Origin of the sequence: Flavobacterium sp. Root935 (genome assembly GCF_001429295.1) — a bacterium.
Lineage (GTDB): Bacteria > Bacteroidota > Bacteroidia > Flavobacteriales > Flavobacteriaceae > Flavobacterium.
In genome coordinates this window covers 72,064-97,924 of sequence record NZ_LMJL01000001.1, presented here as the reverse complement: position 1 = coordinate 97,924, position 25,861 = coordinate 72,064, and the positions used below count along the sequence as shown (strand labels likewise).

Below are 25,861 nucleotides of genomic sequence, written 5' to 3'. Positions count from 1 at the left end.
AATGTTCTTAAAACTCTAATTTTTTCTTACGAAGCTCAAAGTTTTGTCCTAGATAAACGCGGCGAACCATTTCGTCTTCTACCAATTCTTCTGGAACTCCTGCTTTTAGAATTCCTCCTTCGAACATTAAATATGTTTTATCCGTAATAGCTAAAGTTTCCTGAACGTTGTGATCGGTAATTAAGATTCCGATATTTTTGTTTTTTAACTGCGCTACAATTCTCTGAATATCTTCAACCGCAACTGGGTCAACACCTGCAAAAGGTTCATCCAATAAAATAAATTTTGGATCGGTTGCCAATGCACGTGCAATTTCAGTACGACGACGCTCACCTCCAGAAAGTAAATCGCCTCGGTTGGTACGGATATGTTCTAAACTAAATTCTTCAATTAAACTTTCCATTTTAGCAATCTGCTCTTCTTTAGAAAGTTTAGTCAATTGTAAAACACTCAAGATGTTATCTTCAATACTTAATTTTCTAAAAACAGAAGCTTCTTGTGCCAGATAACCAATTCCTTGCTGAGCACGTTTGTACATCGGATAATCGGTAATATTCAAATCATCAAGGTAAATGTTTCCCTGATTTGGTTTTACTAATCCAACAATCATGTAAAAAGACGTTGTTTTTCCCGCACCATTTGGACCCAAAAGCCCCACAATTTCCCCTTGATTTACTTCAACAGAAATTCCTTTTACAACACTTCTTCCTTTATAGGTTTTGATTAAATTATCGGCTCTTAGCTTCATTTTTTTTAATTAGATAATTTGAAAATTAGATAATGAGATAATGAAAAAACGATCTCAAATTCAATTTTATAATTTGATTTGAAAGACAAAATAAATTTAAAATAATCGATTTGATAAATCAATTAACAAATTATTGCGTTTTTCAAATTTAGAATTTGTGCTTCAAAATTAAATAATTAACGTATTTCAGGAGAAATTATCTAATTATCAAATTGGCACATTTTCTAATTATTTCCCTGCTTCTTCTAAAGCTTCCCAAAATTCGTAAGCTCTTCTTAAGTGAGGAATAACGATAGTTCCTCCCACAAGAGTTGCAATTCCCATCGCTTCCATCATTTCTTCTTTAGAAACACCTTCTTTATAACTTGTTTCTAAGTGATATTTTACACAGTCATCACATCTTAAAACAGCAGATGCAACTAAACCTAAAAGTTCCTTTGTTTTTACATCTAGAGCTCCTGGCGCATAAGCATTGGTATCAAGATTAAAAATTCGCTTTACAATTTTGTTATTGTCAGCAAGCAGTTTTTCGTTCATTTTAGAACGATAGTCGTTAAATTCTTGAATGATATCAGACATTGTTTTCTTTTAATTTATTTCTATATACAACCTTCGAAATTAGGATACTAACCTCGTAAATAATTAACATTGGAATTGCCACAATTGTCTGGCTTACGACGTCTGGCGGTGTAACAATAGCAGCAATAATTAAAATAAGTATTACGGCGTATTTCCAGTACTTTCTTAAAAATTCAGGAGTTACCAAGCCTAATTTAGTTAAGAAATAAATGGCGATTGGTAATTCAAAAAATATGGCACTTCCAAGAATACTTGTTTTTACCATTCCCATATAAGATTCAAGTGTAAATTGGTTTTTTACAACATCACTTACAGAGAAAGTGGCAACGAAATTTACCGACATCGGAATTACGACAAAGTATCCAAACAATACTCCTAAAAAGAAAAGTAAAGAAGAAACGAAGATGAATACTTTTGCATTTTTTCTTTCTTTCTCATACAGGGCAGGGCTGATAAATTTCCAAATTTCCCACAAGATGTAAGGAAAACTCAAGATGAAACCCGCTAAAAGGCACATCCATACAAAAATATTGACCTGACCTTCCATTTCGGTATTCTGAATAATAAAATTCAGCTCTGTAATACAAATACTTTCTGCGAAATTCAATTGATGGGATAAATCGCAGAACCATACGTAAGTAAAAAATGTAGGTCGAATTGGGCCTAAAATAATTTGATCAAATAAATAATCACTTATAAAATAAGTAACAAATGCCATAATGCATATTGCAATTGTACTTCTAACTAATAACCATCTAAGTTCTTCAAGATGATCCAAAAATGACATCTCGCCAAGATTTTTCTTTGCCATTATACGATTCCTTCTTTTAAAATGTCATGTAAATGTAAAACTCCTTTGTATTCTCCATTGTCAGCAACAATCAGTTGTGTTATAGAGAAATCTTCTAAAATATTTAATGCATCAACTGCCATAGTCTCTGAAGAAACTACTTTAGGGTTTTTAGACATAATATCCCTTGCAGTTAAGTCCGCAATAGTATCTACGTCATTTAGCATTCGTCGGATGTCTCCATCAGTAATAATTCCAATAATTTTATTGTCTTCAATTACTGCCGTTACACCTAATCTCTTTTCTGAAATTTCGAAAATAGCTTTTTTGATCGAAGTATCTGGTGTAACTGCTGGTTTTAACGAATGTTCTATCATGTCTTTTACACGAAGCAAAAGTTTTTTTCCTAAAGCACCGCCTGGGTGATAAACTGCAAAATCCTCAGGTTTAAAATCTCGCATTTCCATTAAACAAACCGCTAAGGCATCGCCCATTACGAGTTGTGCTGTAGTACTGTTTGTTGGAGCTAAATTAATAGGGCAGGCTTCTGTGTTAACTGTAGTATTTAAAATATAATCAGAACCTTTTGCTAAGAATGAAGTTATATTACCTGTAATCGCAATCAAGGTATTTCCAAATCTTTTTAATAATGGAACCAAGACTTTGATTTCTGGACTGTTACCGCTTTTAGAAATGCAAATAATAACATCTTCATTTTGTATCATTCCTAGATCACCGTGAATCGCTTCGGCAGCGTGCAAAAACATAGAAGGAGTTCCTGTAGAGTTAAAAGTGGCAACCATTTTTTGAGCAATGATCGCGCTTTTTCCGATTCCTGTAACGATTAGACGACCTTTAGTTTCGTAGATGCGCTGTACTGCTTCGTAGAAATTTTCGTCTAGAAAATCAATTAGTTTTGTAATTGCTTCACTTTCAGAGAGTATTGTTTTTTTGGCTATCGCCAATATATTTTCTTTTGTGATCAAATCAGAATATTTAAAATTTGTATGTATAAAAGAAAGTTGTATCTTTATGTGTTGCAAATTTATACAAAATACAGTTAATATAGAGAATGAATTCAAACGAAATTGAAATACATAAAGAATTAAAGAAGTATTTCGGCTTTAGCCAATTTAAAGGCTTGCAGGAGCAAGTCATTACGAGTATTTTAGGTAAGAATAATACTTTCGTAATTATGCCGACAGGCGGTGGAAAGTCTCTTTGTTATCAATTACCCGCTTTAATTCAGGAAGGAACAGCTATCGTTGTTTCTCCACTGATTGCTTTGATGAAAAATCAGGTCGATGCTATTCGAAGTCTTTCGTCAGAAAATGGAATAGCGCACGTATTAAATTCCTCTCTTACCAAAACAGAAATAGCTCAGGTTAAAAAAGATATTACTTCGGGATTAACCAAACTTTTATATGTAGCCCCAGAATCTTTAACAAAAGAAGAATATGTGTCTTTTTTACAAAGCGTGCCAATTTCTTTTGTTGCCATTGATGAAGCGCATTGTATATCAGAATGGGGACATGATTTTAGGCCAGAATATAGAAATCTGCGACATATTATTAAGCAATTAGGTAAAGTGCCAATTATTGGACTTACTGCTACTGCAACTCCAAAAGTTCAAGAAGATATTCTAAAGAATTTGGACATGTCTGATGCTAATACTTTTAAAGCATCATTCAACAGACCGAACTTATATTATGAAGTTCGAACAAAAACTAAAAACATTGAGTCGGATATTATTCGATTTATCAAACAACATAAAGGCAAATCTGGAATTATTTACTGCTTGAGCCGTAAAAAAGTAGAATCTATTGCCGAAGTTTTACAAGTGAACGGAATTAGTGCTGTTCCTTATCATGCAGGTTTAGATGCAAAAACCCGCGCCAAACATCAAGATATGTTTTTGATGGAAGACGTAGATGTGGTAGTTGCAACGATTGCTTTCGGAATGGGAATCGACAAACCAGACGTTCGTTTTGTAATTCACCACGATATTCCAAAATCATTAGAAAGCTATTATCAAGAAACAGGTCGTGCCGGACGTGATGGCGGAGAAGGACATTGTTTGGCTTACTACTCCTATAAAGATGTAGAAAAGTTAGAGAAATTTATGTCTGGAAAACCAGTTGCCGAACAAGAAATTGGTTTTGCACTTTTACAGGAAGTTGTGGCTTACGCCGAAACCTCAATGTCGCGTAGAAAATTCCTGCTTCATTATTTTGGTGAAGAATTCGACAGCGAAACAGGAGAAGGCGCAGATATGGATGATAACGTTCGTAATCCTAAAAACAAAATCGAAGCCAAAGAACAAGTGGTTAAATTGCTGGAGATTGTTCGCGACACCAAACATATTTACAAATCAAAAGAAATTGTGTTTACTTTAATAGGACGCATAAACGCCGTTATTAAAGCGCACAAAACAGATACACAGCCATATTTTGGTTCTGGCTCAGACCACGACGAAAAATATTGGATGGCATTATTAAGACAAGTTCTGGTTTCAGGTTATTTGTCTAAAGATATTGAAACTTACGGTGTAATTAAAATTACGCAGGAAGGTTTGGATTTTATCCAAAGTCCAGTTTCGTTTATGATGTCGGAAGACCACGAATACAGTGAAGCCGATGACGAAGCAATTGTTGCGTCATCAAAATCAACTGGAACAGCCGATGAAGTTTTAATGGGTATGCTGCGCGAACTGCGTAAAAAAGTAGCTAAAAAATTAGGTGTTCCTCCTTTTGTTGTTTTTCAAGATCCTTCACTTGAAGACATGGCTTTAAAATATCCAATTTCACTAACTGAATTATACAACATTCATGGAGTTGGAGAAGGAAAAGCAAAAAAATACGGAAGCGAGTTTGTTGCTTTAATCAGCAGATATGTTGATGACAACGATATTATTCGTCCAGACGATTTAGTTGTAAAATCTACAGGAGTAAATTCTGCCAATAAATTATATATCATTCAAAATATCGATCGAAAATTACCGCTAAGCGATATCGCTTCTGCAAAAGGTTTGTCGATGGATGCTTTAATTAAAGAAATGGAGCAGATTGTTTATTCGGGAACAAAACTGAATATCAAATATTGGATTGATGATATGCTTGATGATGATCAGCAGGAAGAAATTCACGATTATTTCATGGAATCAGAATCGGATAAAATCGAAGACGCTCTAAAAGAATTTGACGGGGACTACGATATTGATGAATTGCGTTTAATGCGTATTAAATTTATTAGTGAAGTTGCTAACTAGTTATAAGTTAAATGTGAGATGTGAGATGTAAAATGTATTTTTAGATACAAACATCTCACATTTTTCATTTCACATCTTACTCAGAATAAACTTCCCCTCGATGCGGTTTCAAAGCATCTCTCACCTGAATCATATTTGGTTCTTCAACCACCATAAATGCTGTGGCGTGCATATCGTTTATGATGTTAAAACCAGTGATATTTAAAGGTAGTTTTTCGATAACAATATATTCTTTTAAATGAATTTCGTGATGTTCTGCAGTTTTCGCAGAAGCCGGACCGCGAAAATCCCAAATTAATTTTATTTTTCTAGACATTTTTTTCTAAAGGTACTTAGGTTCTAAGGTGCAAAGGTACAAAGTCTCTGTTGAAAATAATTCTTTGATGATTAGGTATTCTGTTTAATTTCTTTACATATTTTTAGAATATATTCTTCTTGTGAATGAACATATGTAATAATTTGATCGGCCAATTCTTTAGCCAATTGGATTTGTTTGTCTTCATTTTTGGCAAGCAGACTTAGAAAATCAAGATTGCTAAAATCAATTTGATAATCTTCAAAAGGTCTGAAATTTATTTTTTCAACCCACCAACTGCCTTTAGAAAAATATTTGTCAAAATACGCTTTGTTGTTTTTCTGAATATCAAGAATTCCAAGAAACAATTCGTTTCTTTTGTTTCCATTACCACTGAAGGGCTCTATTCCAAAAAAAATTCCGTTATCTTTATATTCTTTTAATTCAAGAAATATCTTTGAATTTTTTTCAGAAATTGGACTTCCTGCATATGTTATTTCATATTTGTGGTCTAGTTTTGATTTTAGTATACTTTTTATTGTATCTCGAATTTTGTTACAAATATCATTTTTAGCTTCATTATAATTTTTTACGATTTCACTTGCTGATCCAAAATCTCTTTTAATTAATTCTTTTATTTCTTCACTCATAATGTTGTTTGTTGATTGATTTGTAATGCTGTTAATTAAATTTAGATATTGAATTAATGTTTCTCGTATAATTGGTTTGTTAGCAACTTTTTCAATACATTTTTCGATCCAAAGAATTATCTCATTTTCATATGAAATGCAAATATATTCTTGGCCGTTTTCTATACTTTTTTTTGAATTTTGACTTGCATCTTTTCCGTCTAATGTTAAATATATTATGGGCGCATTTTTGTCATAATTATAATATCTTAACAGCTGTGACTTTTGATCTTTAGCGTAAATTTTGTTTTCAATAATGATATTAGTGTTTCCTTGATTAATGATGATATCAATTCTTCCTCCTTCATCATCATTAATTTCTCCTGCAAATTTTTCAGTTATTGCCTTACTTGCTAAGGTGTTGAAATTATGGAAAAAATTTTGTTTAACAATGTTTGGAAAAAATTTAAGTTGTATAATATCAATAAACAATTTTAAGAATAAGTCTTTTTGCCCATGCTTACCTTTAGCATTTAATAAATTTGAAATTATCAATGAATGCGATAATTCATCACTTCTTTTTCCTAAAATATCAAACACATTATAATGTTCACCTGTTGTTTCAGCTAGTGAGTTATATTTTTGTTCAATAATTGATACATTATGTAGAAGGTGTTCAATGTTTTTTATTTCCATTATTTTAGTTTTTTCAAACGTACAAATATTCTCATTTCAAAATACTACTTTTGCATGTTCTTTTCATAGAAAGAAAAGCTAATAGAATAAAAAAGAAAAAATGCCTAAAGAACTTTTACTTCAAGTATCGCCAGAAATTGCTGCAAACGAATCATTGCTGAAAGACCATTTGTCTAGACAAATTAAGGTTTCTACAACAGAAATTCAGCATGTCTCTATTTTGAAACGCTCGATTGATGCACGTCAAAAGGCAATTAAAATCAATTTAAAAGTTCTTATTTATTTAAAAGGCGAACCTTTTCAGGAAACTAAAATCGAACTTCCTAAATATAAAGATGTTTCAAATGCTCAAGAAGTTATTGTTGTCGGCGCTGGTCCGGCTGGACTTTTTGCAGCATTGCAATTAGTTGAGTTAGGTTTAAAGCCAATTGTACTGGAACGCGGAAAAGACGTTCGCGGACGTCGACGCGATTTAAAAGCAATTAACAGGGAACATATCGTAAACGAAGACTCAAATTATTGTTTTGGTGAAGGAGGAGCAGGAACATATTCTGACGGAAAATTATATACTCGATCTAAAAAGCGCGGCGATGTAACTAGAATTTTAGAACTTTTAGTGGCTTTTGGAGCTTCAGAAGATATTTTGGTAGAGGCGCATCCGCATATTGGAACCAATAAACTTCCTAAAATTATTGAAGATATTCGTGAAAAAATTATCGAGTTTGGCGGTCAGGTTTTGTTTGAAACCCGAGTAAGTGATATTCTGGTAAAAAACAACGAAGTTGAAGGAATTGTAACTCAAAATGGAGATAAAATTCACGCCAATAAATTGATCTTGGCAACAGGACATTCGGCACGAGATATTTTTGAATTATTAGATAAAAAGAAAATTTTAATAGAAGCCAAACCATTTGCTTTAGGAGTGCGTGCAGAACATTCGCAAGAATTAATCGACAGTATTCAGTACAGCTGTGATTATCGTGGAGAGCATTTGCCACCAGCGCCATATTCTATCGTAAAACAAGTAAACGGCCGCGGCATGTATTCTTTCTGTATGTGTCCAGGAGGTGTAATCGCTCCTTGTGCAACAAGTCCGGGTGAAGTGGTTACAAACGGCTGGTCACCATCTAAGCGTGACCAATCAACGGCAAATTCTGGAATTGTAGTTGAATTAAAATTGGAAGATTTTAAACCTTTTGCAAAATTCGGCGCTTTGGCCGGAATGGAATTTCAAAAAAGTATCGAACAAAAAGCATGGCATTTAGCGGGACAAACTCAAAAAGTTCCAGCACAACGAATGATTGATTTTACGCAAAGTAAAGTTTCATCAGATATTCCGAAAACATCTTATGTTCCAGGAACTACTTCGGTAGAAATGGGGCAGGTTTTTCCGGGATTTTTAACGCAAATTATGCGTCAGGGTTTTCAGGATTTTGGAAAATCAATGCGCGGTTATTTAACCAACGAAGCAATTTTACACGCGCCCGAAAGCAGAACTTCATCGCCAGTTAGAATTCCGAGAGATCCTATAACTTATGAGCATTTACAAATAAAAGGATTATACCCGTGTGGAGAAGGTGCAGGTTATGCCGGAGGAATCATTTCTGCAGCAATCGACGGTGAAAAATGTGCTTTAATGATTGCGGAATCCTTGAAATAATTGACCTTCAGATTTCTTGTGTAGTAAAAAGATTGTTATCTTAGTGATTTGATTTTAATCGAATAGCCCCCAAAGATGACGATACAAGAAATTGAAACAAAACACGGATTTGAATTCCCGCTTTTATACAAACAATTAGAAGCCGACGGCATGCTCAATATTGGAGAATATGGGCCAAATTGGTATGCGGAAGTTTATCCAACTTTAAAAGATAATCCGCCATTACTTTTGCATTCTTATGATTTCGAATCGCTGAATTTGAAATCTGTAGCCGAAGAAATCGAAGAACTTAGAGATCCGGATAATTATCGAAATATAAATTCTGATTTTAAATTTATTCCTTTTGCAAAAAGCGGAGGTGGAGATCATTATTGTTTTTTTCTAAATGAAGAAGACAACGGAGAAGTGCCAATTGTTTTTGTCTGGCATGACATGAACGAAGTTAATTATTTGGCAAAAAATCTACAGGATTTTATCTTTAAAGTTTTATTGATAGACATGTCGCAGCAGGATGTTTACAACGAACTCAGCGATGAAGAATTTAGAAGTGATCTGGAATCTGTTTTTAAATCGCATAAAAGATATTTAAGTACTCGTCAAAGATTTATTTTAGAAGATATTTTAAAGCGTGAAATTATAGATTACGAAATAAATGTCTCTCCAAAAATAAAAGAATCAGCAAGAGGATTATTAACGGATGTAGAATTAGAATCAATTGTGAATGATGTTATTCCTTTTGATAAAATGAATCAAAGTTTTAAATACTCAAACGACTAAGATTTACCTATAAATTTATAAGCGCCTTCCATGATAAATATCTTTTCCAATTTATTTAATAGAAATAACGATCCAAAATCTATAATTTCTTTTGATGTTATTAATTCTATTTACGGTTATTTGTATCACGAATCAAATAGTGTTGAATTCAAAATGAAAGGAATTTACGATCCTGTTTATGTAAATCTTTATTCATTTCCGTATTCATTAGATCATGAAGAAGCCAAGGCAGAAATTCAAAAAGCTGGTTTCAATAATGCTTATGAAGTTTTAAATGAACTTTACAAAAAGATTGACATTGGAGCACTTTCAGAAGAAACAATCCAGCAAGGATTAGAATACGATTTTATTCATATTCAGTTTTATTCTGAACCAGGTCCAGAAGTGAAAAAATATTTGAAACGTGTTATTAATAATTTTATCATTTTCTTCTGTTGTACCAATAGTTTGGAAACAAACGATTTCAAAATTTTATATTCCAGTACGCACTTTTTAGATTATACGAAAGGATTGTTAGATACAGAAAAACTGGATATTGATAATCCTAAAAATGAAACACAGGAAATAGGAATTAGGGATTTTAAAAAAGTGCTGCAGGGAATCTGCCAATATTTAAATCTTGAAATTCCAGAAACTGTAGAACTTCCTTCCTCTGAAAATCTGTTAGCAAATGAACCCGCAACAGAATCAGATTTTGAAGAGTTTATACAATTGGTTTCAAGAGGAAATATCGAAGAAAAAGAACTAAAAAAGCAATCTAAAAAGCTTTTCAAAAATTATAAAAAAGAAGCAAAAGAATATCACAGTATGGTAGAAGATCATTTTGCCTTTTTTGAAAGTATTGATGCCTGGAACAGCGACTGGAAATTTGATCCCGAAGATGCTGAATATTTTATTTCTAATTTAATTGGTGAAGATTTTACTTTCGAATATCCAGAAGAAACCTATAGTCATGATTTGTTTCCTTACATTCAATCGGAACTAGAAAAGTCAAATCTCGAATTATTGACGTATGAAACTTTTGGCGATAATTATTTGTTTTTTGTTGCCAATAAAAATGATGTAGAAAGAATTTTAGAATTATCTGAATTGACGAAGATTGAAGTTAATCAATTGTAGTTAATATTTGTCATCCTTCCTTCTTCAGGATGACAAGATTGTACTGAAAACTGAGACCGAAAACTGAAAACTAAATATCAAGGAATCAAAATAATCTTTCCTGTACTTTTTCTGCTTTCTAAATAATCGTGTGCCAATTTTCCTTCTGATAATTTAAAAGAGGTGGGTTCAGAAAGTTTGATTTTCCCATCAATAATCCAATTGAATAATTGATTGGATCTTTTGATTCTTTCTTCTTTAGAATTTAAATAACTCCATAAATCGCCGCCAGTTAAAGTTTTCGAAGTATCCATTAACATTCTCGGGTTTACAGGTTCTGGATCGCCGCCCGCCATTCCGAAGAAAACAACTTGACCGCATTCTTTAGTGACTTCAAAGCTGTCAGTTAAAGTGCTTCCGATGCTGTCATAAACAACGTCAACGCCTTTTGGGATTACTTTAAAAATCTCCGATTTCCAATCTTCACCATAAAGAAAAACTTGATCTGCACCTTGTTGAAGAGCAATTTTGGCTTTATCTGCAGATGAGGTTAATCCGACAACATTGGCTCCTAGAAGTTTGCTGATTTGTGTTAGAATCTGGCCAACGCCGCCAGCAGCTGCATGAATTAATACTGTTTCGCCTTCTTTAGTTTTATGACTGTCCGTTGCTAAATAATGTGCCGTTAAGCCTTGTAATAAAACAGAAGCTGCGGTTTCAAAAGAAATAGCTTCTGGAAGAGGAAGTACATGATTGATATTGACTGCAACCAACTCTGCATTGGCAAAAGGAACATCGGCGAAAGCCACACGATCACCAATTTTATATTCCGGATGGTTATTGGCGTCTACAACAATTCCGGCACCTTCATAGCCGGCAATAAAAGGCGGGTTCCCTTTTAAGTGATAATTTCCTTTTCGTCTATAAACATCGGCAAAATTTAAGCCGATGGCTTTCATTTCGACTAAAATCTCATCGTTTTTTAACTGCGGATTTGGGATTTCGATGTATTCTAAAACATCCGAATCTCCGAAAGAAGAGAAGGTAAGTGCTTTCATTTTAAACTAATTTAAGAATGCAAAGTACGGGAAAATTAGTTTTTAGTTTGAAATGTTTTTTAGCCACAGATTAAAAAGATTCTCACAGATTAATCTTTAGAAAAATCATTGTCATCATTTTAATCTGTGGCAAAATATTAAATTATATTTTAGGAAACTTCATATCATTAAAATTGCTTTTCTGTTTGGCTAAAGCTTCAACATCCTGCCATTTTCTTGGAGATTCGGCAGAAAGATTTTCGTATGAATCTTTTGTGATCAAAATATCATCTTCGATACGAACGCCGATGTTCCACCATTTCTTATCACATTTACTATTTGCAGGAATATAAATTCCAGGTTCAACAGTAAAAATCATATTTTCTTTCAGAGCGCTCATATAATTTCCTTTGTCATGAACATCTAAGCCAAGAAAGTGCGAACAGCTGTGCGGATAATAAATTCTCGCATCTTTTGGATCTGTAATAATGCCCAATTTGATAAGACCGTTTGCAATAACTTCTCTGGATATTTTGTTTAAATCCTGAAACGGAGTTCCTGGCTTGCAAATTTTAAAAACGGCTTCCTGCGCTTCATAAACCAAATCATAAATTGCTTTTTGTTCTGGAGTGAATTTTCCGTTTGCCGGAACTGTTCTGGTCACATCGGCAGAATAACCGTGATATTCAGAGCCAACATCCATTAATAACAATTGATTGTCAATTTTTAGAGCGTTGTTTTCTCCATAATGCAAAATACATCCGTTTGCTCCAGCGCCTACAATTGGCGGATAACCTTCGCCTTCGGCGCCATAATGTCTGTGAATATAAGCATGAATTCCGTCAGCTTCATTTTCACTCATATCTGGACCAACTGCTTTCATAACTTCATTGTGGGCAATGCAGGAAAGTTTAACCGATTTTCGCATTAATTCTATTTCTTCTGGAGTTTTTATTTCTCTTAAAGAATTAGTGATGTTGGCATAAGTTTCTGTTGAAGTTTTATCATCATTTACAATGCCTGCCTTTGTTTTAAAAACTTGAATTAAGTTAAATAAATCTGCTGGATCGTACGTGTTATCGTGAATTCCAGGAGAAGATTCGTCATAAATAATTTTATCGAATTTTTTGAAATCAAGTTCAAAGTCTTTGAAATCTTTTCCGTTGTAAACTTTTTCAAATCCTAATTTAGATTTTGCGCCTTCAACTCCTAAGCGTCTTCCAGTCCATGTTTCCTTTTGCGCATTTCTTTCTCTCACAAAAAGAACTTCGCTATATTTTTCAGTTCCTTGCGGTTCTTTAAAAAGTAATAAAACAGCATCTGGTTCTTTATATCCTGTTAAATAATACATATCAGGATTTTGATGAAAATTGTAATTGATGTCTCTTGAAAAAACTCTTTCGGGATACGAAAAAATTACTGCAGCAGAATTGGCCGGCATTAAAGCCCTAAAAGCATCGCGGCGTTCTTTGTGAAATTCTTTTGAGAGATAATCTGTTGGGAGATTTTCCTGTGATTGTACTCGAGACAAACTAAATAATAAGGCAAACAATACGAGAAATTGTTTCATGTTTTTGGTTTTTGATTGATGTTTTTGGTTTTTTGATTTCTGCAAATTACAAAAAAAATGCAATCCTAAATTGGAATTTAAATATTTGGCTAAGAGAATTTTAAATAAAATAATATAACTTAGAGTCAGAAAATTACATTTTATAGTCCAATTTAAACCTAATAAATCTGATAACTGGGCACGAATATTGAGAAAAGAATATGTAGAGAATAATTTTAATCTTTAAAAAACAAATTACAATAATCTTTAAAAACACATTTATGAAAAAATACACACTCGCAGTCGTTTCTGTTTTAACCTTATTATTGACTTCTTGTATGGCATCGAAAGACACTAAAGGCGCAGCAAATTTATATGATACAACTTGGGAATTAGAATATATTTCGGGACCAAGAATTGCTTTTGAAGGATTGTATCCAAATAAAAAACCGCAGATTACTTTTGACCAAAAAGAAACAAAAGTGTATGGTAATAATGGATGCAACGGATATAGCGCACCTTATACATTAAACGGAAAATCATTAACTTTTGGAGAGCCTGGACCAACTACTATGATGTTTTGTGAAGGCGGCGGAGAACAGCAGTTTTTACAGCAAATGAAAAAAATCACTAGTTATTCTATTGAAGATGGAAAACTAAATTTAATTCAGGGCGACGTGCCGATGATGCGATTTAAAAAAGTAGCTAAAAAATAGTTTTAAAATAAATCTAAAAGAAAAGGGAAATGAGTTAATTCATTTCCCTTTTTTTATGGGTTTTTATTTCTTTTTGAGTTTGTATTTAAAGACTTTTTCAAACTTTTCTAATTTAGGCTGAATCACCATTTTGCAATACGGCTGGTTTTTGTTGTTTGCATAGTAATTTTGGTGATAATCTTCGGCTTTGTAGAAAGCTTTAAAAGGTTCCACTTTAGTCACAATCGGGTTTTTATACACTTTTGCTTTATTCAATTCTGCAATAATGCTTTCGGCGGCTTTTTTCTGTTCGGCATTTTTATAAAAAATTACAGAACGATATTGAGTTCCAACATCTGCACCTTGACGATTTAAAGTCGTTGGATCGTGAACAGTAAAAAAGACTTTGAAGATTTCATTAATATCAGTCACGTTTTTATCATAAGTAATCTGAACTACTTCTGCATGACCAGTTTTTCCAGTGCAAACTTCCTCATAAGTCGGGTTGGCAACATTTCCGCCAGAAAATCCAGAGACAACAGATTTTACTCCGTTTAAATCTTCATAAACTGCTTCGACACACCAATAGCAGCCTCCGCCAAGTGTAATCGTTTCGAGATTAGAAGCTTTTTTATTTTGCGAAAAACCATTCAGCGAAAGCGCTAAAAAACATATTAAAAGTATATTTTTCATGATCAATTATTTAGGGTCTGGAACAAAATCAAGAGCGATCGAATTCATACAGTAGCGTTTTCCTGTAGGAGCGGGGCCATCATCAAACAAATGACCTAAATGTCCGCCGCAGCGTCCGCAAAGCGCTTCAATTCTTTCCATTCCAATAGAGTTATCTTCTTTAAAAACAATACTCTTTTTATCGTCTTGTTCAAAGAAGCTCGGCCATCCGCAGCTGCTGGAGAATTTCGCCGTAGATCTAAAAAGTTTATTACCGCAAGAAGCGCAGTAGTACGTTCCCTTTTCGTCTGTGTTCCAATATTTTCCTGTAAAAGGTCTTTCGGTATCTGCTTCACGCATTACCGCATAAACATCTGCTGGCAAAACTTTTTTCCATTCCGCATCACTAACATTCAATTTAGTAGTGTCGGTATTAGAGTAATAAGGATTTCCAGATTTATTAATTACATTTTCCATAGAAGTAGATTTTGTCTGCTTTTTAGTATTTTGTCCGCACGCCTGCAAAATAAAAAGCGGTAATAAAAAGCAAAGGCTGATAAATTGAGTTTTTGATTTCATAAACAAATTAATAAAGTTTAAGGTATTCAATCAGATTTTTTGTGAGGCTTAAAATTTCTATTCAAAGATACGATGTGATTTGCCTCAAAAAGCTGACTTTGAAATAATTCAGATTTTTTTAAGTGTGTTTTAACTTTTTATTAGTTACGTAAAATAATACTATCTAGTTTTTATGTCTTAATTTTAACAGCTTTTAATTTTTGAATACAATTTATTAGGTTGTAAATCAGAAAAATAGAAATGTATTCTGAATTTAGATTTTTTACAATCTTAATTAGGATTTTTAAGCCATTTCTTTTTTCGTATTTTTGTTTGATTAAGAAGCACTATGACAGAAGAAAACGTAATACTAGTCAATCAAAATGATGAGCAGATTGGTTTAATGCCAAAATTAGAGGCACACGAAAAGGCGCTTTTGCACCGTGCATTTTCAGTTTTTGTTTTAAATGAGCAGAATGAAATAATGCTGCAGCAGCGCGCGCATCAAAAATATCATTCTCCTTTGCTGTGGACAAACACTTGCTGCAGCCACCAGCGTGAAGGCGAAACTAATATTGAGGCAGGAAGCAGAAGGCTGTTTGAAGAAATGGGATTTAAAACAGATTTGAAAGAGCTGTTCCATTTTATTTACAAAGCGCCTTTTGACAATGGATTAACAGAACATGAGCTGGATCACGTAATGATTGGATATTACAATGAAGATCCGAATATCAATACAGAAGAAGTAGAGGATTGGAAATGGATGAAAATTGAGGATGTAAAAACCGATATTCAGAAACAGCCCGAAATATATACCGTTTGGTTTAAAATAATTTTTGATGAATTTTATCATTATTTAGAAGATCATAAACTTTAATCCAAACTAACCAAAAACCTAGAATGAGAGTAACCATATCAAGAAAAGCACATTTTAATGCTGCACATCGACTACATCGAAAAGATTGGTCATTTGAAAAAAACGATGCTATTTTTGGAAAATGCAACAATGCTAATTTTCATGGTCACAATTATGGTTTAACAGTAAGTGTTACAGGAAAAATTGACCCGGAAACTGGTTTTGTTTTAGATGTGAAAGTATTAGCGGATATTATACGCGAAGAAGTAGAAATTCCGTTTGATCACAAAAATCTAAATCTGGACGTTCCAGAATTTTTAGATTTAAATCCAACTGCAGAAAATATAGCGGTTGTGATATGGAATAAAATTAGAAAAAGAATTCAGCCAGAATTTGATTTAGAAATCGTGCTGAATGAAACCGACCGCAATTTTGTAACTTATAAAGGAGAATAAAAAATGTCATTAAAAATAGGAGATATAGTTCCGAATTTTACTGCGAAAAACAATCATGGAGAAATTTTTGAAAGCCAGAGTGTTTTAGGTAGAAAACCACTGGTGATTTATTTTTATCCAAAAGATAATACGCCTGGCTGTACAACAGAAGCCTGCAGTTTTCGGGATCAATATGAAGACTTCAAAGATTTGGGTGCTGAGGTAATCGGGATTAGCAGTGATAGTGTAAAATCACATCACAAATTTGCTGCTAAGCATCAATTGCCTTTTATTTTACTGTCAGATCAAGATAAAAGATTAAGAAAGCTTTTTGGTGTTCGAAACAATTTGTTCGGACTGCTGCCGGGACGTGTCACATATATTATTGATAGAAATGGTTTGGTAATTTCGATATTTGACAGCGTTAATGCTGCGAAACATATACCGAAAGCCTTAGAAACCGTTAAAGAATTAGTATCATAAATTAGAAAAAATAGAATTAATTAAACTTAGATATTAGCCTAAAACCTTAAAAAAAAATGAGCCAAAATTTATACCCATTACAATTTGAACCGATTTTGAAAGAAAGAATCTGGGGAGGAGAAAAACTAAAAACAATTCTGAATAAACCAATCGTTTCTACAATTACTGGCGAAAGCTGGGAATTATCTACTGTAGAAGGAGATGTAAGTGTGGTTGCAAACGGAGATCTAAAAGGAAAATCTTTGATGGACCTCATTGACGAAACTCCAGATGCAATTTTAGGAACTAAAGTTTACGAGCGTTTTGGAAAACAATTTCCGCTGCTTTTTAAATATCTTGATGCAAGAGAAGATCTTTCTATTCAAGTGCATCCAAACGATAAATTAGCGAAGGAACGTCACAATTCATTTGGAAAAACAGAAATGTGGTACGTAATGCAGGCAGATGCAGATGCAAGAATTATTGTTGGTTTTAAAGAAAATTCAAGTAAAGAAGAATACTTAAAACATTTACATGACAATACTTTGGTTTCGATCTTAGACGATGTGAAAGCAAAATCTGGTGATGTTTTCTTTTTAGAAACAGGAACTGTTCACGCAATTGGAGCAGGTTTGGTTGTTGCCGAAATTCAGCAGACATCTGATATCACTTATCGCTTATACGATTTTGACAGGGTAGATGCCAACGGAAATAAAAGAGAACTTCACGTAGATTTAGCACTAGATGCAATCAACTATAATAAAGTAGATACTCAAAAGAAATACGATTCTAAAGCAAATACATCTAATACAGTTGTTGACTGCCCGTACTTTACAACCAATTTTATTCCGTTAGAAGATAAAGTAAATGTGTCTAAAAATGGAGAAACATTTACAGTATATATGTGTATTGAAGGAAGCTTCGAAATCGAATATGACGGATTTAAACATACTTACATTAAAGGAGATACTGTGTTGGTTCCAGCTGCGATAAATGCATTTAATTTAAGCGGAAAAGCTTCAATTTTAGAAATTTACATTTCATAGCACGTAATTTCAGGATTATGTGTACTTTTGCAGACGCAAATTAAAATTATATTAAAAATGGCAAACGTTAAGAATTTAAAGAAAGACATCAACTTCGTATTAGGAGATATTATTGAGGCAGTTTACTTGTTTGAGATGTCAACAACAGGAAATCCAACTCCAGAAACGAATGCTTTGATCGATGAGGCTATTGCTGCATTCGATACTTTGATTACAAAAGTGAACGCAAAGAACGTTGAAAATAAAAAAGCACACTTCAAACAAATCAATGTTGAATTAGAACAAACTGCTAATCAATTGATTGAAAAAATCAACGCTTTATAAGCAAAAAAAAGTGTAAAAAAGTGCAAATTTATTTTGGGAAAACGAAAAACCGCTTTATATTTGCACCCGTAATGNGCTGGCTAGAGCAGCTGATTTGTAATCAGCAGGTCGTGGGTTCGAGTCCCTCTATCGGCTCAACGGAAACCATCACAGAAATGTGATGGTTTTTTTAATTATAGAGAGAGGTGTGAAATTTTTTTGGATTATTAAAAAACAATTTTATCTTTGCACCCGGAAAATNGCTAGAGCAGCTGATTTGTAATCAGCAGGTCGTGGGTTCGAGTCCCTCTATCGGCTCAAAAAACCATTCACTTTGTGAATGGTTTTTTTATTTACGGAAATTCCAAATTCCAAATTCCAAATTCCAAGTTTCAAGTTTCAGGTTTCAAGTTTCAGGTTGGAATTTGGAATTTGGAATTTGGAATTTGGAATTTGGAATTTGGAATTTCTATTTAAGAATATTTTTCCTATGTTTGTTAGATAACCTAAAAACATTTACTAATGGAAGAAATTTCAGCATTTGAAAAATTTGAATTGCAGTTAGACTCTACTGCAAAAGACTTTTTAAAGGAAACAGCCAAATGGGCTTATTTCTTATCGATTATCGGTTTTATCGGAATCGGATTTTTACTTTTATTTGCCATTTTTGCTGGGACTATATTTTCTACTATGGGAAGTTCGATGCCAGGAATGGGAGCTTACGGCAGTTCTTTTGGAGCAGCAATAGGCGCTGTTTATTTCGTAATGGCAGCTCTGTATTTCTTTCCGGTATATTATCTTTTTAAATTTAGCTCAAATGCTAAAAAGGCTTTTAGAGATAATGATTCAGTGGCATTGACAGAATCATTTGGTTATCTAAAATCACATTACAAGTTTTTTGGTATTTTAATGATCATCCTTTTGGCGATATATGCGCTTTTCTTTGTTTTTGCAATCCTTGGAGGTATAATGGGGAGATAGTGCTAAATAAAGCTTATTTTGAAGTCATAAAAAAAGCCCTGAATATTTTCAGGGCTTTTCTATGAATACTGTAATCAGAAATTATTTTGGTGTTTCAGCTTGCTGTTGTTTTTTTAAGTCTCCAACATACTTTGTTAACTTCTTTCCGTAAAGTGATTTTGCTACTTTTGGAGTCATTGATTTTTGAATTGTATCTAAAAATCTTAAATTAATATCATAAATCTCTGCTAAAGCAATATAAGGAGAAACTTCATGATCTTTATTGTTTAAGGCAAAGTTTGTAGCATACAAGTATTTTCTTTTAATATTGTTTTCTTGTAATTTAGTTATACTGTCTACTGCTTTTAAATCTTGTCTTTTAATTGCTTTAAAACGAGGTTCTACCAAAGAAAGATTCTCATCTATAAAACGGCTGTTTATTTTAGAATACTGCTCGTATAACTCTTGATTTTTAGATCCTGTAATTTTAGCACCAGAGATATAGTTATCTAAGTTAGTTTCGATATTGATATTTCCAGGCTCAGCAAAAAATAAAATATTGTTATCTAAAGAATTAGTTACACCGCGATCTAAAAATAGGTATAACATTTCTGGTGAATCTAATGTAATATTGCTTTCAAAAGCAGAATTCCCGTCAATTTTAATACTGTCAATAGCAACAAGAGAAGTGTCAACGATTCTTTGGATATATAAAGTTCCGTTTTTTAATCCTTTTATGTTTCCGGTAATATGTACGTTACCAGTAGATTCTTTTTTGCTGCAAGCTGCAAGTAGGGCAAGAGTAACAAAAGCAATTAATGTTTTTTTCATTGGTGGTTTATTAGATTTGGGTGCAAAATAAAGAAAATAGTTTAAATGTAAAGAGAGTGCTGTTTTATTTTTTAGAAAAAAAATAAATCCCAATCTATTTCTAAATTGGGATTTACAGTATAGTGTGAAAAGGTTTTACATCGATAAACTATATGAAGTGCCGTTTTCGTGTGTATAAGTGTAAAGGGCATCACAGTCATTATTTCCATAATCTATTACGCCGTTTAAGATGCCGCCTTGAATTTTTAATTGTCCTTTAGAAATAAAAAGACAAGAGTATTTTTTAACTAATGTTTCTTTTACCGTCAAGGTTAGTGTTGTTCCGTTTGAAGCAGTTACTGTGTGACTTCCGTCTGTTATTTCATAAACATTGTCAGATAAAACAAAAGGAGTGTCAACACCAGCAATTTGTCTAGTAGTGTAAGTTCCCGAATTTGTGTAAACTCCTCCTTTTAGATCTGTAAGTTTACCATTAGTTACTTTTCTAGTCCATTGTGGTATAGTAGCAACAGTTGTTGTATTGGTGTATTCGATTGTTCCTTCTAATTTGATGTTATTGATAGAATAATCTATTCTTTCAATTGTCATTTTGCTTCCAGTTGTAATTACAGATCCAGAAAGTGTTATTTTAAGTTTTCCTTTTCTTGTTAAGTTATTCTCGTCTTTACATCCAGTAGTTCCGAAGTCTACTGTAAAAACTTTAGGATATTCTCCTCCGTTTGGTGTAGTTACAGAAATCGCGGCGCAAATGCCTGCAGGAGTTTCAGTTGTTTTTCCGGTAGTAGATGATGAAGTAACTAAAAGTCCTGTATTAAGGTCCATTTCGTTAGAAGTGTCAACTGCAATTGATGCTCCGACATTGGTTAAATCTGTCGAGGGCGGTGTATTATCTGTATCATTGCTTGAGCAAGAAACATATAAAAGTGCTGACGCACAAATTGTTGTTAGTAGGATAGCTGTTTTTTTCATAATAGTTTTTTTGTTTTTGTGTTAGATAAAAGGCAGTCAAATGTAATAAAAAATGAATTGCAATAAAAAATCCTGTAAAGAGAATTACAGGATATTATAACGATTTTGTAAAAGAAAAATTATAGTTAACAAATTAAGAGTGAACGAATTGTTTCAAACTGATTTATAATAATCACTTTTTGCTTTTCTGATTTTCTTATATTCCTCCCAATTAAAGCGGTTTAAAAAATCAGCGGCATGCTGCGCCCCGCGAATAAAAAGATCAATTTTGGCATCATCTGTCAGGTTAAAATTTAACCAGTTATGGGTTCCAGTGTCAATGTAGCCAATCAGGTTTTTGAAATCTGGATTTTTTCTTAAAAACTCAGCATCGTAACCGTATCGTGCTGTGTCAAACATTGAACTTATAAGATTTGGGAATTTTTCATTTTTATTAATTTCATTTTTGTCATAACCCAGTTTAATGCCAAAAGTAGGCGACGCGGGGACATTTAAATTTTCGTGGAAAATATCAATGGGAAAATTGGATATAATTCCTCCATCCATAAACATCACTTCAGAAGGAACAGAAGTGCGCAGGCAGGTCGCTTCGTTCCATTTGTTCCAAGCATCAACTCCGGTTGGAATATTTTTAATTTTAAAAGGAGTAAAAAATAACGGAATCGACATTGATGCCCGAACAAAGTCTGCGGGATTTTGAACTTCTGGATTCGAATAAAATAAATCGATCATTTTTGGGAAGATTATTTTGCTTTCTGTGGTAATATCAGCAGCTATTATTGCCATTTCACTCCAATGATCTACACGTTTGTATTCTTCTTTGGTTCCATTATGACCTAATCGAAATAACTTGTTTTCGTCTGAAACTCCTTTTTCTCTTAGAGTTTTTAAATCACCATAATTTTTTATGCCTTTTTGCGATAGTAAATTGGTCATCCATTGGTGAAAATTGTTTCCTGGATTCAATCCTAAATCATCTTTAAAATTGTCAACCACTTGATAACCTTTTAAGATAAGTTTTAAGTTTCCTGCATCGCTCAATAAAGCGTCGATAAACTCGCGGGCATCATGATCTCCATCTACAAAATCATATAAATTTTTATTACATAAACATTCTAAAATCCATTCCGATTTTTCTAAGTCACAAGTTCCTGCGGCCGCCATCAGCATAGTGTTAATGCTTCCTGCAGAAGTTCCCGCTAAACTAAGGAAACGTATTCCCATTTTTTCCAGAACATAAACATAGCCAATTAAAGCAATTCCAAGTACGCCTCCGCCTTCCTGTACAAGATCAACATATTGGTAATTATTATTGTCTGTAATATCCGAGAATTTTTTGCCTTTAATTTGTTCTTTTAAATCTTTAATAATTGCTAGAATTGCTCCATTCTCCGTAAATTTTCTTTTATCCATGATTTCTAGAATTTATAAATTATAATTAATCCATTGATTTTCAAATTTATATAAACGGACTCTGTTCGAAAAGGGGAGAATCACCCTTTTTTAAAAGTGATTTTGGAGCAAAAAAAATCCCGCAAAAATTAATTTGCAGGATTTTCAAAAATATTCTTTTCGAATGATTATTTAATCATCTCAAAACTTCTTTTTACGAAAGCTGTAAGAGCTTCTCCTTTCAATAGGTTTTGCGATAATTTAGCCAAATCTAAAGCTTGTTTTACCAAGTGCTCTTGATGTGTTTTATCTTCAGTATTTAAAATGCTTGAAGCCAAATCAGAATTAGTGTTTACAACCAAATTGTACATTTCTGGCATATTTCCCATTCCGAACATTCCGCCTCCGCCTGTCTGGCTCATTTCTTTCATTCTACGCATAAATTCTGGCTGCGTGATGATAAATGGAGCCGCCTGGCTGTCCATAGCTTCCAATTGTACGCTGTAAGCTTTTGGAATATAAGCTTCTAATGAAGTTTTTAAAGTTTCTTTTTCTTCATCAGATAATTTTGAAATTGTGTTTTCGTCTTTCTTGATTAAATTATCAATATGGTCAGAGTCAACACGAACAAAAGTTAATCCGCTGTTATCGCCTTCAATTTTTTGAATTAAATGCGAAATAATTGGAGAATCTAAAAGCAATACTTCGTAACCTTTATCTTTTGCTGCTTGAATGTAAGAGTGCTGAGCATCTTTATTTCCTGCATAAAGAATTACTAGTTTACCATCTTTATCCGTTTGGTTTTCTTTCAGTTTTTCTTTTAATTCATCTAAAGTAAAGTAAGTATCATCTACCGTTGGGTATAAAACAAATGCACCCGCTTTTTCGTAGAATTTATCTTCAGAAAGCATTCCGTATTCTAAAACGATTTTAATATCGTTCCATTTAGCTTCAAAATCAGCACGGTTTTCATTAAATAAAGCTTTCAATTTATCAGCTACTTTACGAGTAATGTAGTTTGAAATTTTCTTAACAGCTCCATCTGCTTGTAAGCCAGAACGAGAAACGTTTAATGGGATATCTGGAGAATCGATTACACCTTTTAACATTGTCAAGAATTCAGGTACAATTCCTTCTACGTTATCGGTAACGTAAACTTGGTTTTGGTACAATTGAATTTTATCTTTCTGGATTTGCATATCATTTCCTAATTTCGGGAAATACAAAATACCAGTTAAGTTAAACGGATAATCTACATTTAAGTGAATGTTGAACAATGGTTCTTCGAACTGCATTGGGTATAATTCTCTGTAGAAGTTTTTGTAATCTTCATCAGATAATTCAGAAGGCTGTTTTGTCCAAGCTGGATTAGGGTTATTAATGATATTATCAACTTCGATAGTTTCATTAACATAATCTTCAGGAGCATCTTCTGGTTTTGGAAGCGTTTCTGTTCTAGTTCCGAATTTAATTGGAATAGGCATAAACTTGTTATACTTATTCAATAAACCACTGATTTTTGAATCGTCTAAAAATTCAAGAGAATCTTCTGCGATGTGAAGAATGATTTCAGTTCCGCGTGAAGTTTTGTCAGCTGGTTCCAAAGTAAATTCAGGGCTTCCGTCACATGTCCAATGTGCAGCTGGTTCGTCTTTGTATGATTTTGTAAAAATCTCAACTTTTTCAGCCACCATAAATGCAGAGTAGAAACCAAGACCAAAATGTCCGATAATTCCAGAATCTTTAGCAGAATCTTTGTATTTGTCTAAGAACTCTTCAGCTCCTGAAAAAGCAACTTGATTGATGTATTTTTCAACTTCATCAGCTGTCATACCCAGACCTTGATCGATAATGTGGATTTTTTTACCTTCTTTGTCCACTTTAACTTCAATGATAGGATTGCCGTATTCTACTTTAGCTTCGCCAATGCTGATAAGATGTTTTAATTTTAACGTAGCATCGGTACCGTTAGAAACAAGCTCACGTAAGAAGATTTCATGGTCGCTGTATAAGAACTTTTTAATTAATGGAAAAATGTTTTCTACTGAAACATTAATTTTACCTGTTGCCATATTTTTTAATTTTTATTTTAATGTGATGATTTTCACTTATTCAAATAGAATACCAATTGTTTTTTGGGTGACAAAATGTCGGAAATGTTAATTTTGAAAGAAAATAATTAGATTTTAGAACATTAAATATCTCTACGAATCGTATATTTGTGGTATAATAATTGTTAAACTTGTAAGTATTAACTTAAACAAAATGTATAAAATGAAGAAAGTAATATTCATTTGCTTGATTGCCACGATGTTTTTTGCGTGTAAATCAGCTTCGTCAACAACAGCTTCGTCTGAATCAACAACGCTTTCAACTAAACTTGACAAGAAAACGCAAGTAGCTTTAAAAGGGAATTGGGTTCTTACCAATGTGTCTTATCCAGGTTCAGATTATATCAAAGTAAATTCATTTGATCTTGCAGATTCAAAATGTTTTATTGGTAGTACTTGGAGTTTTATTTCTAATAATAATAAAGGAACAATGGCTTTAACATCGCCAAGTTGTACTGGATTTTCTTCTCCAATTGTATGGAGTATCAACAATCAAGGTATGTTTGTACTTAAAATTCTTGATGCTGGCGAAAAAGCTAAAAAAGTAAGAGATGGTTATTTACTTAAAGTAGGAGGTGTTACCGAAACTTCATTTCAATTAATCGATAACATCAATGTTGGAGGTCAAGTTAAGGATGTGACTTACCAATTTCAAAGAGCCAATTAATATTTAAAGATATAAAAATATGAGAAAGATAACTGTTTTAAGTTTATGTAGTTTACTTGTTCTAACTAGTTTTTTTACTAGTTGCGATTCAGTAAAAAATGCAAATAATACACAAAAAGGTGCTGGAATTGGTGCTGTTGCCGGAGGTGTAATCGGTGCTGTTTTAGGTAACAATTTAGGAAAAGGCGGAAACGCTGCTTTAGGTGCTGCAATTGGAGCTGCTGTTGGTGGTGGAACTGGTGCACTTATTGGAAACAAAATGGATAAACAAGCTCGTGAAATCGATCAAGCTTTACCAGGAGCTTCTGTAGAAAGAGTTGGAGAAGGAATTCACTTAACTTTGAATGAAAATTCTGTTCGTTTTGATACAAATAAATCAACTCTAACATCTCAGGCAAAAGCTAACTTAGATAAATTAGTTCCAGTATTCAATGAATATGGAGATACAGATATTCAGATTTTTGGATATACTGATAATACAGGTAAACCAGAATATAACTTAACACTTTCAGGACAAAGAGCGGCTTCTGTGCAGGCTTATTTAGTTGCTAAAGGATTAAAATCTAGCCGTTTCAAAACTTCAGGTTTAGGAATTGCAGATCCAATTGCAACAAATGATACTCCAGAAGGTAGAGCTCAAAACCGTCGTGTTGAATTCTCTATTACAGCAAATGACAAAATGGTAAATGACGCTAAAGCGGAAGCTGGAAAATAATTTCAAAACAAAATAAAATATAAAAAAAGCTGTTTCATAATTGAAGCAGCTTTTTTTTGACTTT

Annotated in this window: 27 protein-coding genes; 13 read left to right on the top strand and 14 right to left on the bottom strand. The window is 33.1% G+C overall.

All coding sequences use genetic code 11. From position 1 onward, the window contains the following. Positions 1–7 precede the first annotated feature (7 nt). From lptB to ASE40_RS00445, 4 genes are all read right to left on the bottom strand, one after another. Positions 8–748 (bottom strand): LPS export ABC transporter ATP-binding protein, encoded by a 741-nt coding sequence (lptB, locus tag ASE40_RS00460; protein ID WP_029272155.1) that lies wholly within the window; start codon positions 746–748, stop codon positions 8–10. A gap of 228 nt (positions 749–976) precedes the next feature. Then, the gene (locus ASE40_RS00455) at positions 977–1,327 is read right to left on the bottom strand and encodes a carboxymuconolactone decarboxylase family protein (RefSeq protein ID WP_057114852.1); all 351 of its coding nucleotides are present in this window, start codon (positions 1,325–1,327) and stop codon (positions 977–979) included. Next, positions 1,320–2,138 carry a twin-arginine translocase subunit TatC gene (gene tatC, locus ASE40_RS00450; RefSeq protein ID WP_057114851.1) on the bottom strand — a complete coding sequence of 273 codons (819 nt, stop codon included), beginning with the start codon at positions 2,136–2,138 and terminating at the stop codon, positions 1,320–1,322. Before tatC ends, ASE40_RS00455 begins: the two co-directional genes overlap by 8 nt. Further along, positions 2,138–3,103, bottom strand: coding sequence for an SIS domain-containing protein (locus tag ASE40_RS00445; RefSeq protein ID WP_057114983.1), 966 nt, complete (start codon positions 3,101–3,103; stop codon positions 2,138–2,140). The genes tatC and ASE40_RS00445 overlap by 1 nt, the downstream gene beginning before the upstream one ends. A gap of 86 nt (positions 3,104–3,189) precedes the next feature. Between ASE40_RS00445 and recQ the strand changes: the two genes are divergently transcribed. Beyond that, complete coding sequence (recQ, locus tag ASE40_RS00440; RefSeq protein ID WP_057114850.1) at positions 3,190–5,385, top strand: DNA helicase RecQ; 2,196 nt, start codon at positions 3,190–3,192, stop codon at positions 5,383–5,385. Positions 5,386–5,461: 76 nt separating this feature from the next. Here recQ and ASE40_RS00435 read toward each other — a convergent pair whose 3' ends face one another. Beyond that, positions 5,462–5,701 carry a hypothetical protein gene (locus ASE40_RS00435; protein ID WP_057114849.1) on the bottom strand — a complete coding sequence of 80 codons (240 nt, stop codon included), beginning with the start codon at positions 5,699–5,701 and terminating at the stop codon, positions 5,462–5,464. A gap of 71 nt (positions 5,702–5,772) precedes the next feature. Further along, entirely contained in the window at positions 5,773–7,005 is a 1,233-nt protein-coding gene (locus tag ASE40_RS00430) for a PD-(D/E)XK nuclease family protein (RefSeq protein ID WP_057114848.1), read from the bottom strand. Positions 7,006–7,105: 100 nt separating this feature from the next. Between ASE40_RS00430 and ASE40_RS00425 the strand changes: the two genes are divergently transcribed. The 3 genes from ASE40_RS00425 (at position 7,106) to ASE40_RS00415 (ending at position 10,561) form a co-directional block, all read left to right on the top strand. Further along, positions 7,106–8,665: an NAD(P)/FAD-dependent oxidoreductase gene (locus ASE40_RS00425; RefSeq protein ID WP_057114847.1), complete on the top strand. Its 1,560-nt coding sequence runs from the start codon at positions 7,106–7,108 to the stop codon at positions 8,663–8,665. A gap of 75 nt (positions 8,666–8,740) precedes the next feature. Next, positions 8,741–9,442 (top strand): SMI1/KNR4 family protein, encoded by a 702-nt coding sequence (locus ASE40_RS00420; protein WP_057114846.1) that lies wholly within the window; start codon positions 8,741–8,743, stop codon positions 9,440–9,442. Between the two features lie 30 nt (positions 9,443–9,472). Beyond that, positions 9,473–10,561 (top strand): hypothetical protein, encoded by a 1,089-nt coding sequence (locus tag ASE40_RS00415; protein WP_057114845.1) that lies wholly within the window; start codon positions 9,473–9,475, stop codon positions 10,559–10,561. Positions 10,562–10,638: 77 nt separating this feature from the next. Here the strand turns inward: ASE40_RS00415 and ASE40_RS00410 are convergent, their stop codons facing one another. Further along, positions 10,639–11,598 carry a quinone oxidoreductase family protein gene (locus tag ASE40_RS00410; RefSeq protein WP_057114844.1) on the bottom strand — a complete coding sequence of 320 codons (960 nt, stop codon included), beginning with the start codon at positions 11,596–11,598 and terminating at the stop codon, positions 10,639–10,641. A gap of 142 nt (positions 11,599–11,740) precedes the next feature. Continuing rightward, positions 11,741–13,147, bottom strand: a complete 1,407-nt coding sequence (locus tag ASE40_RS00405; RefSeq protein ID WP_057114982.1) for an aminopeptidase P N-terminal domain-containing protein — start codon at positions 13,145–13,147, stop codon at positions 11,741–11,743. A gap of 260 nt (positions 13,148–13,407) precedes the next feature. Between ASE40_RS00405 and ASE40_RS00400 the strand changes: the two genes are divergently transcribed. Next, positions 13,408–13,842, top strand: a complete 435-nt coding sequence (locus ASE40_RS00400) for an META domain-containing protein (protein ID WP_057114843.1) — start codon at positions 13,408–13,410, stop codon at positions 13,840–13,842. Positions 13,843–13,905: 63 nt separating this feature from the next. On the opposite strand, the gene msrA is transcribed toward ASE40_RS00400, so the two are convergent. Further along, positions 13,906–14,514 carry a peptide-methionine (S)-S-oxide reductase MsrA gene (gene msrA / locus ASE40_RS00395; RefSeq protein ID WP_057114842.1) on the bottom strand — a complete coding sequence of 203 codons (609 nt, stop codon included), beginning with the start codon at positions 14,512–14,514 and terminating at the stop codon, positions 13,906–13,908. 6 nt (positions 14,515–14,520) lie between these two features. Next, positions 14,521–15,072, bottom strand: a complete 552-nt coding sequence (gene msrB / locus ASE40_RS00390; protein ID WP_057114841.1) for a peptide-methionine (R)-S-oxide reductase MsrB — start codon at positions 15,070–15,072, stop codon at positions 14,521–14,523. Between the two features lie 328 nt (positions 15,073–15,400). Here msrB and idi point away from each other — a divergent pair, with 328 nt between their 5' ends. The 6 genes from idi to ASE40_RS00360 all read left to right on the top strand — a co-directional run bounded on the left by idi (position 15,401) and on the right by ASE40_RS00360 (position 19,133). After that, positions 15,401–15,928, top strand: a complete 528-nt coding sequence (gene idi / locus ASE40_RS00385; protein WP_057114840.1) for an isopentenyl-diphosphate Delta-isomerase — start codon at positions 15,401–15,403, stop codon at positions 15,926–15,928. A gap of 23 nt (positions 15,929–15,951) precedes the next feature. Continuing rightward, on the top strand, positions 15,952–16,362 hold the full coding sequence (locus ASE40_RS00380; protein ID WP_057114839.1) for a 6-carboxytetrahydropterin synthase: 411 nt from the start codon (positions 15,952–15,954) through the stop codon (positions 16,360–16,362). Positions 16,363–16,365: 3 nt separating this feature from the next. Next, positions 16,366–16,824: a peroxiredoxin gene (locus tag ASE40_RS00375; protein WP_057114838.1), complete on the top strand. Its 459-nt coding sequence runs from the start codon at positions 16,366–16,368 to the stop codon at positions 16,822–16,824. 56 nt (positions 16,825–16,880) lie between these two features. Next, on the top strand, positions 16,881–17,849 hold the full coding sequence (locus tag ASE40_RS00370) for a type I phosphomannose isomerase catalytic subunit (RefSeq protein ID WP_057114837.1): 969 nt from the start codon (positions 16,881–16,883) through the stop codon (positions 17,847–17,849). A gap of 57 nt (positions 17,850–17,906) precedes the next feature. Continuing rightward, positions 17,907–18,173 carry a hypothetical protein gene (locus ASE40_RS00365; RefSeq protein ID WP_012022371.1) on the top strand — a complete coding sequence of 89 codons (267 nt, stop codon included), beginning with the start codon at positions 17,907–17,909 and terminating at the stop codon, positions 18,171–18,173. A 501-nt stretch (positions 18,174–18,674) separates the two neighbouring features. Next, positions 18,675–19,133 carry a DUF5362 family protein gene (locus tag ASE40_RS00360; RefSeq protein ID WP_057114836.1) on the top strand — a complete coding sequence of 153 codons (459 nt, stop codon included), beginning with the start codon at positions 18,675–18,677 and terminating at the stop codon, positions 19,131–19,133. 81 nt (positions 19,134–19,214) lie between these two features. Here ASE40_RS00360 and ASE40_RS00355 read toward each other — a convergent pair whose 3' ends face one another. The 4 genes from ASE40_RS00355 to htpG all read right to left on the bottom strand — a co-directional run bounded on the left by ASE40_RS00355 (position 19,215) and on the right by htpG (position 24,376). Further along, positions 19,215–19,943, bottom strand: a complete 729-nt coding sequence (locus ASE40_RS00355) for a DUF4369 domain-containing protein (protein WP_057114981.1) — start codon at positions 19,941–19,943, stop codon at positions 19,215–19,217. 135 nt (positions 19,944–20,078) lie between these two features. Further along, a complete protein-coding gene (locus tag ASE40_RS00350; RefSeq protein WP_057114835.1) occupies positions 20,079–20,912 on the bottom strand; it encodes a hypothetical protein in 834 nt (277 codons plus the stop codon). A 153-nt stretch (positions 20,913–21,065) separates the two neighbouring features. Beyond that, on the bottom strand, positions 21,066–22,325 hold the full coding sequence (locus ASE40_RS00345; RefSeq protein ID WP_057114834.1) for a patatin-like phospholipase family protein: 1,260 nt from the start codon (positions 22,323–22,325) through the stop codon (positions 21,066–21,068). Between the two features lie 167 nt (positions 22,326–22,492). Then, positions 22,493–24,376: a molecular chaperone HtpG gene (gene htpG, locus ASE40_RS00340; protein ID WP_057114833.1), complete on the bottom strand. Its 1,884-nt coding sequence runs from the start codon at positions 24,374–24,376 to the stop codon at positions 22,493–22,495. Positions 24,377–24,578: 202 nt separating this feature from the next. On the opposite strand from htpG, the gene ASE40_RS00335 reads away from it, so the two are divergent. Together ASE40_RS00335 and ASE40_RS00330 are read left to right on the top strand one after the other, a co-directional pair. Then, the gene (locus ASE40_RS00335) at positions 24,579–25,082 is read left to right on the top strand and encodes a lipocalin family protein (RefSeq protein WP_057114980.1); all 504 of its coding nucleotides are present in this window, start codon (positions 24,579–24,581) and stop codon (positions 25,080–25,082) included. A 19-nt stretch (positions 25,083–25,101) separates the two neighbouring features. After that, entirely contained in the window at positions 25,102–25,797 is a 696-nt protein-coding gene (locus ASE40_RS00330; protein ID WP_057114832.1) for an OmpA family protein, read from the top strand. Positions 25,798–25,861 lie beyond the last annotated feature (64 nt).

What these genes read in the sequence shown, in the direction of transcription:
- lptB (WP_029272155.1), bottom strand. Translation starts at nt 748, where the DNA reads ATGAAGCTAAGAGCCGATAATTTAATCAAAACCTATAAAGGAAGAAGT.
- ASE40_RS00455 (WP_057114852.1), bottom strand. Translation starts at nt 1,327, where the DNA reads ATGTCTGATATCATTCAAGAATTTAACGACTATCGTTCTAAAATGAAC.
- tatC (WP_057114851.1), bottom strand. Translation starts at nt 2,138, where the DNA reads ATGGCAAAGAAAAATCTTGGCGAGATGTCATTTTTGGATCATCTTGAA.
- recQ (WP_057114850.1), top strand. Translation starts at nt 3,190, where the DNA reads ATGAATTCAAACGAAATTGAAATACATAAAGAATTAAAGAAGTATTTC.
- ASE40_RS00435 (WP_057114849.1), bottom strand. Translation starts at nt 5,701, where the DNA reads ATGTCTAGAAAAATAAAATTAATTTGGGATTTTCGCGGTCCGGCTTCT.
- ASE40_RS00430 (WP_057114848.1), bottom strand. Translation starts at nt 7,005, where the DNA reads ATGGAAATAAAAAACATTGAACACCTTCTACATAATGTATCAATTATT.
- ASE40_RS00425 (WP_057114847.1), top strand. Translation starts at nt 7,106, where the DNA reads ATGCCTAAAGAACTTTTACTTCAAGTATCGCCAGAAATTGCTGCAAAC.
- ASE40_RS00420 (WP_057114846.1), top strand. Translation starts at nt 8,741, where the DNA reads ATGACGATACAAGAAATTGAAACAAAACACGGATTTGAATTCCCGCTT.
- ASE40_RS00415 (WP_057114845.1), top strand. Translation starts at nt 9,473, where the DNA reads ATGATAAATATCTTTTCCAATTTATTTAATAGAAATAACGATCCAAAA.
- ASE40_RS00410 (WP_057114844.1), bottom strand. Translation starts at nt 11,598, where the DNA reads ATGAAAGCACTTACCTTCTCTTCTTTCGGAGATTCGGATGTTTTAGAA.
- ASE40_RS00405 (WP_057114982.1), bottom strand. Translation starts at nt 13,147, where the DNA reads ATGAAACAATTTCTCGTATTGTTTGCCTTATTATTTAGTTTGTCTCGA.
- ASE40_RS00400 (WP_057114843.1), top strand. Translation starts at nt 13,408, where the DNA reads ATGAAAAAATACACACTCGCAGTCGTTTCTGTTTTAACCTTATTATTG.
- msrA (WP_057114842.1), bottom strand. Translation starts at nt 14,514, where the DNA reads ATGAAAAATATACTTTTAATATGTTTTTTAGCGCTTTCGCTGAATGGT.
- msrB (WP_057114841.1), bottom strand. Translation starts at nt 15,072, where the DNA reads ATGAAATCAAAAACTCAATTTATCAGCCTTTGCTTTTTATTACCGCTT.
- idi (WP_057114840.1), top strand. Translation starts at nt 15,401, where the DNA reads ATGACAGAAGAAAACGTAATACTAGTCAATCAAAATGATGAGCAGATT.
- ASE40_RS00380 (WP_057114839.1), top strand. Translation starts at nt 15,952, where the DNA reads ATGAGAGTAACCATATCAAGAAAAGCACATTTTAATGCTGCACATCGA.
- ASE40_RS00375 (WP_057114838.1), top strand. Translation starts at nt 16,366, where the DNA reads ATGTCATTAAAAATAGGAGATATAGTTCCGAATTTTACTGCGAAAAAC.
- ASE40_RS00370 (WP_057114837.1), top strand. Translation starts at nt 16,881, where the DNA reads ATGAGCCAAAATTTATACCCATTACAATTTGAACCGATTTTGAAAGAA.
- ASE40_RS00365 (WP_012022371.1), top strand. Translation starts at nt 17,907, where the DNA reads ATGGCAAACGTTAAGAATTTAAAGAAAGACATCAACTTCGTATTAGGA.
- ASE40_RS00360 (WP_057114836.1), top strand. Translation starts at nt 18,675, where the DNA reads ATGGAAGAAATTTCAGCATTTGAAAAATTTGAATTGCAGTTAGACTCT.
- ASE40_RS00355 (WP_057114981.1), bottom strand. Translation starts at nt 19,943, where the DNA reads ATGAAAAAAACATTAATTGCTTTTGTTACTCTTGCCCTACTTGCAGCT.
- ASE40_RS00350 (WP_057114835.1), bottom strand. Translation starts at nt 20,912, where the DNA reads ATGAAAAAAACAGCTATCCTACTAACAACAATTTGTGCGTCAGCACTT.
- ASE40_RS00345 (WP_057114834.1), bottom strand. Translation starts at nt 22,325, where the DNA reads ATGGATAAAAGAAAATTTACGGAGAATGGAGCAATTCTAGCAATTATT.
- htpG (WP_057114833.1), bottom strand. Translation starts at nt 24,376, where the DNA reads ATGGCAACAGGTAAAATTAATGTTTCAGTAGAAAACATTTTTCCATTA.
- ASE40_RS00335 (WP_057114980.1), top strand. Translation starts at nt 24,579, where the DNA reads ATGAAGAAAGTAATATTCATTTGCTTGATTGCCACGATGTTTTTTGCG.
- ASE40_RS00330 (WP_057114832.1), top strand. Translation starts at nt 25,102, where the DNA reads ATGAGAAAGATAACTGTTTTAAGTTTATGTAGTTTACTTGTTCTAACT.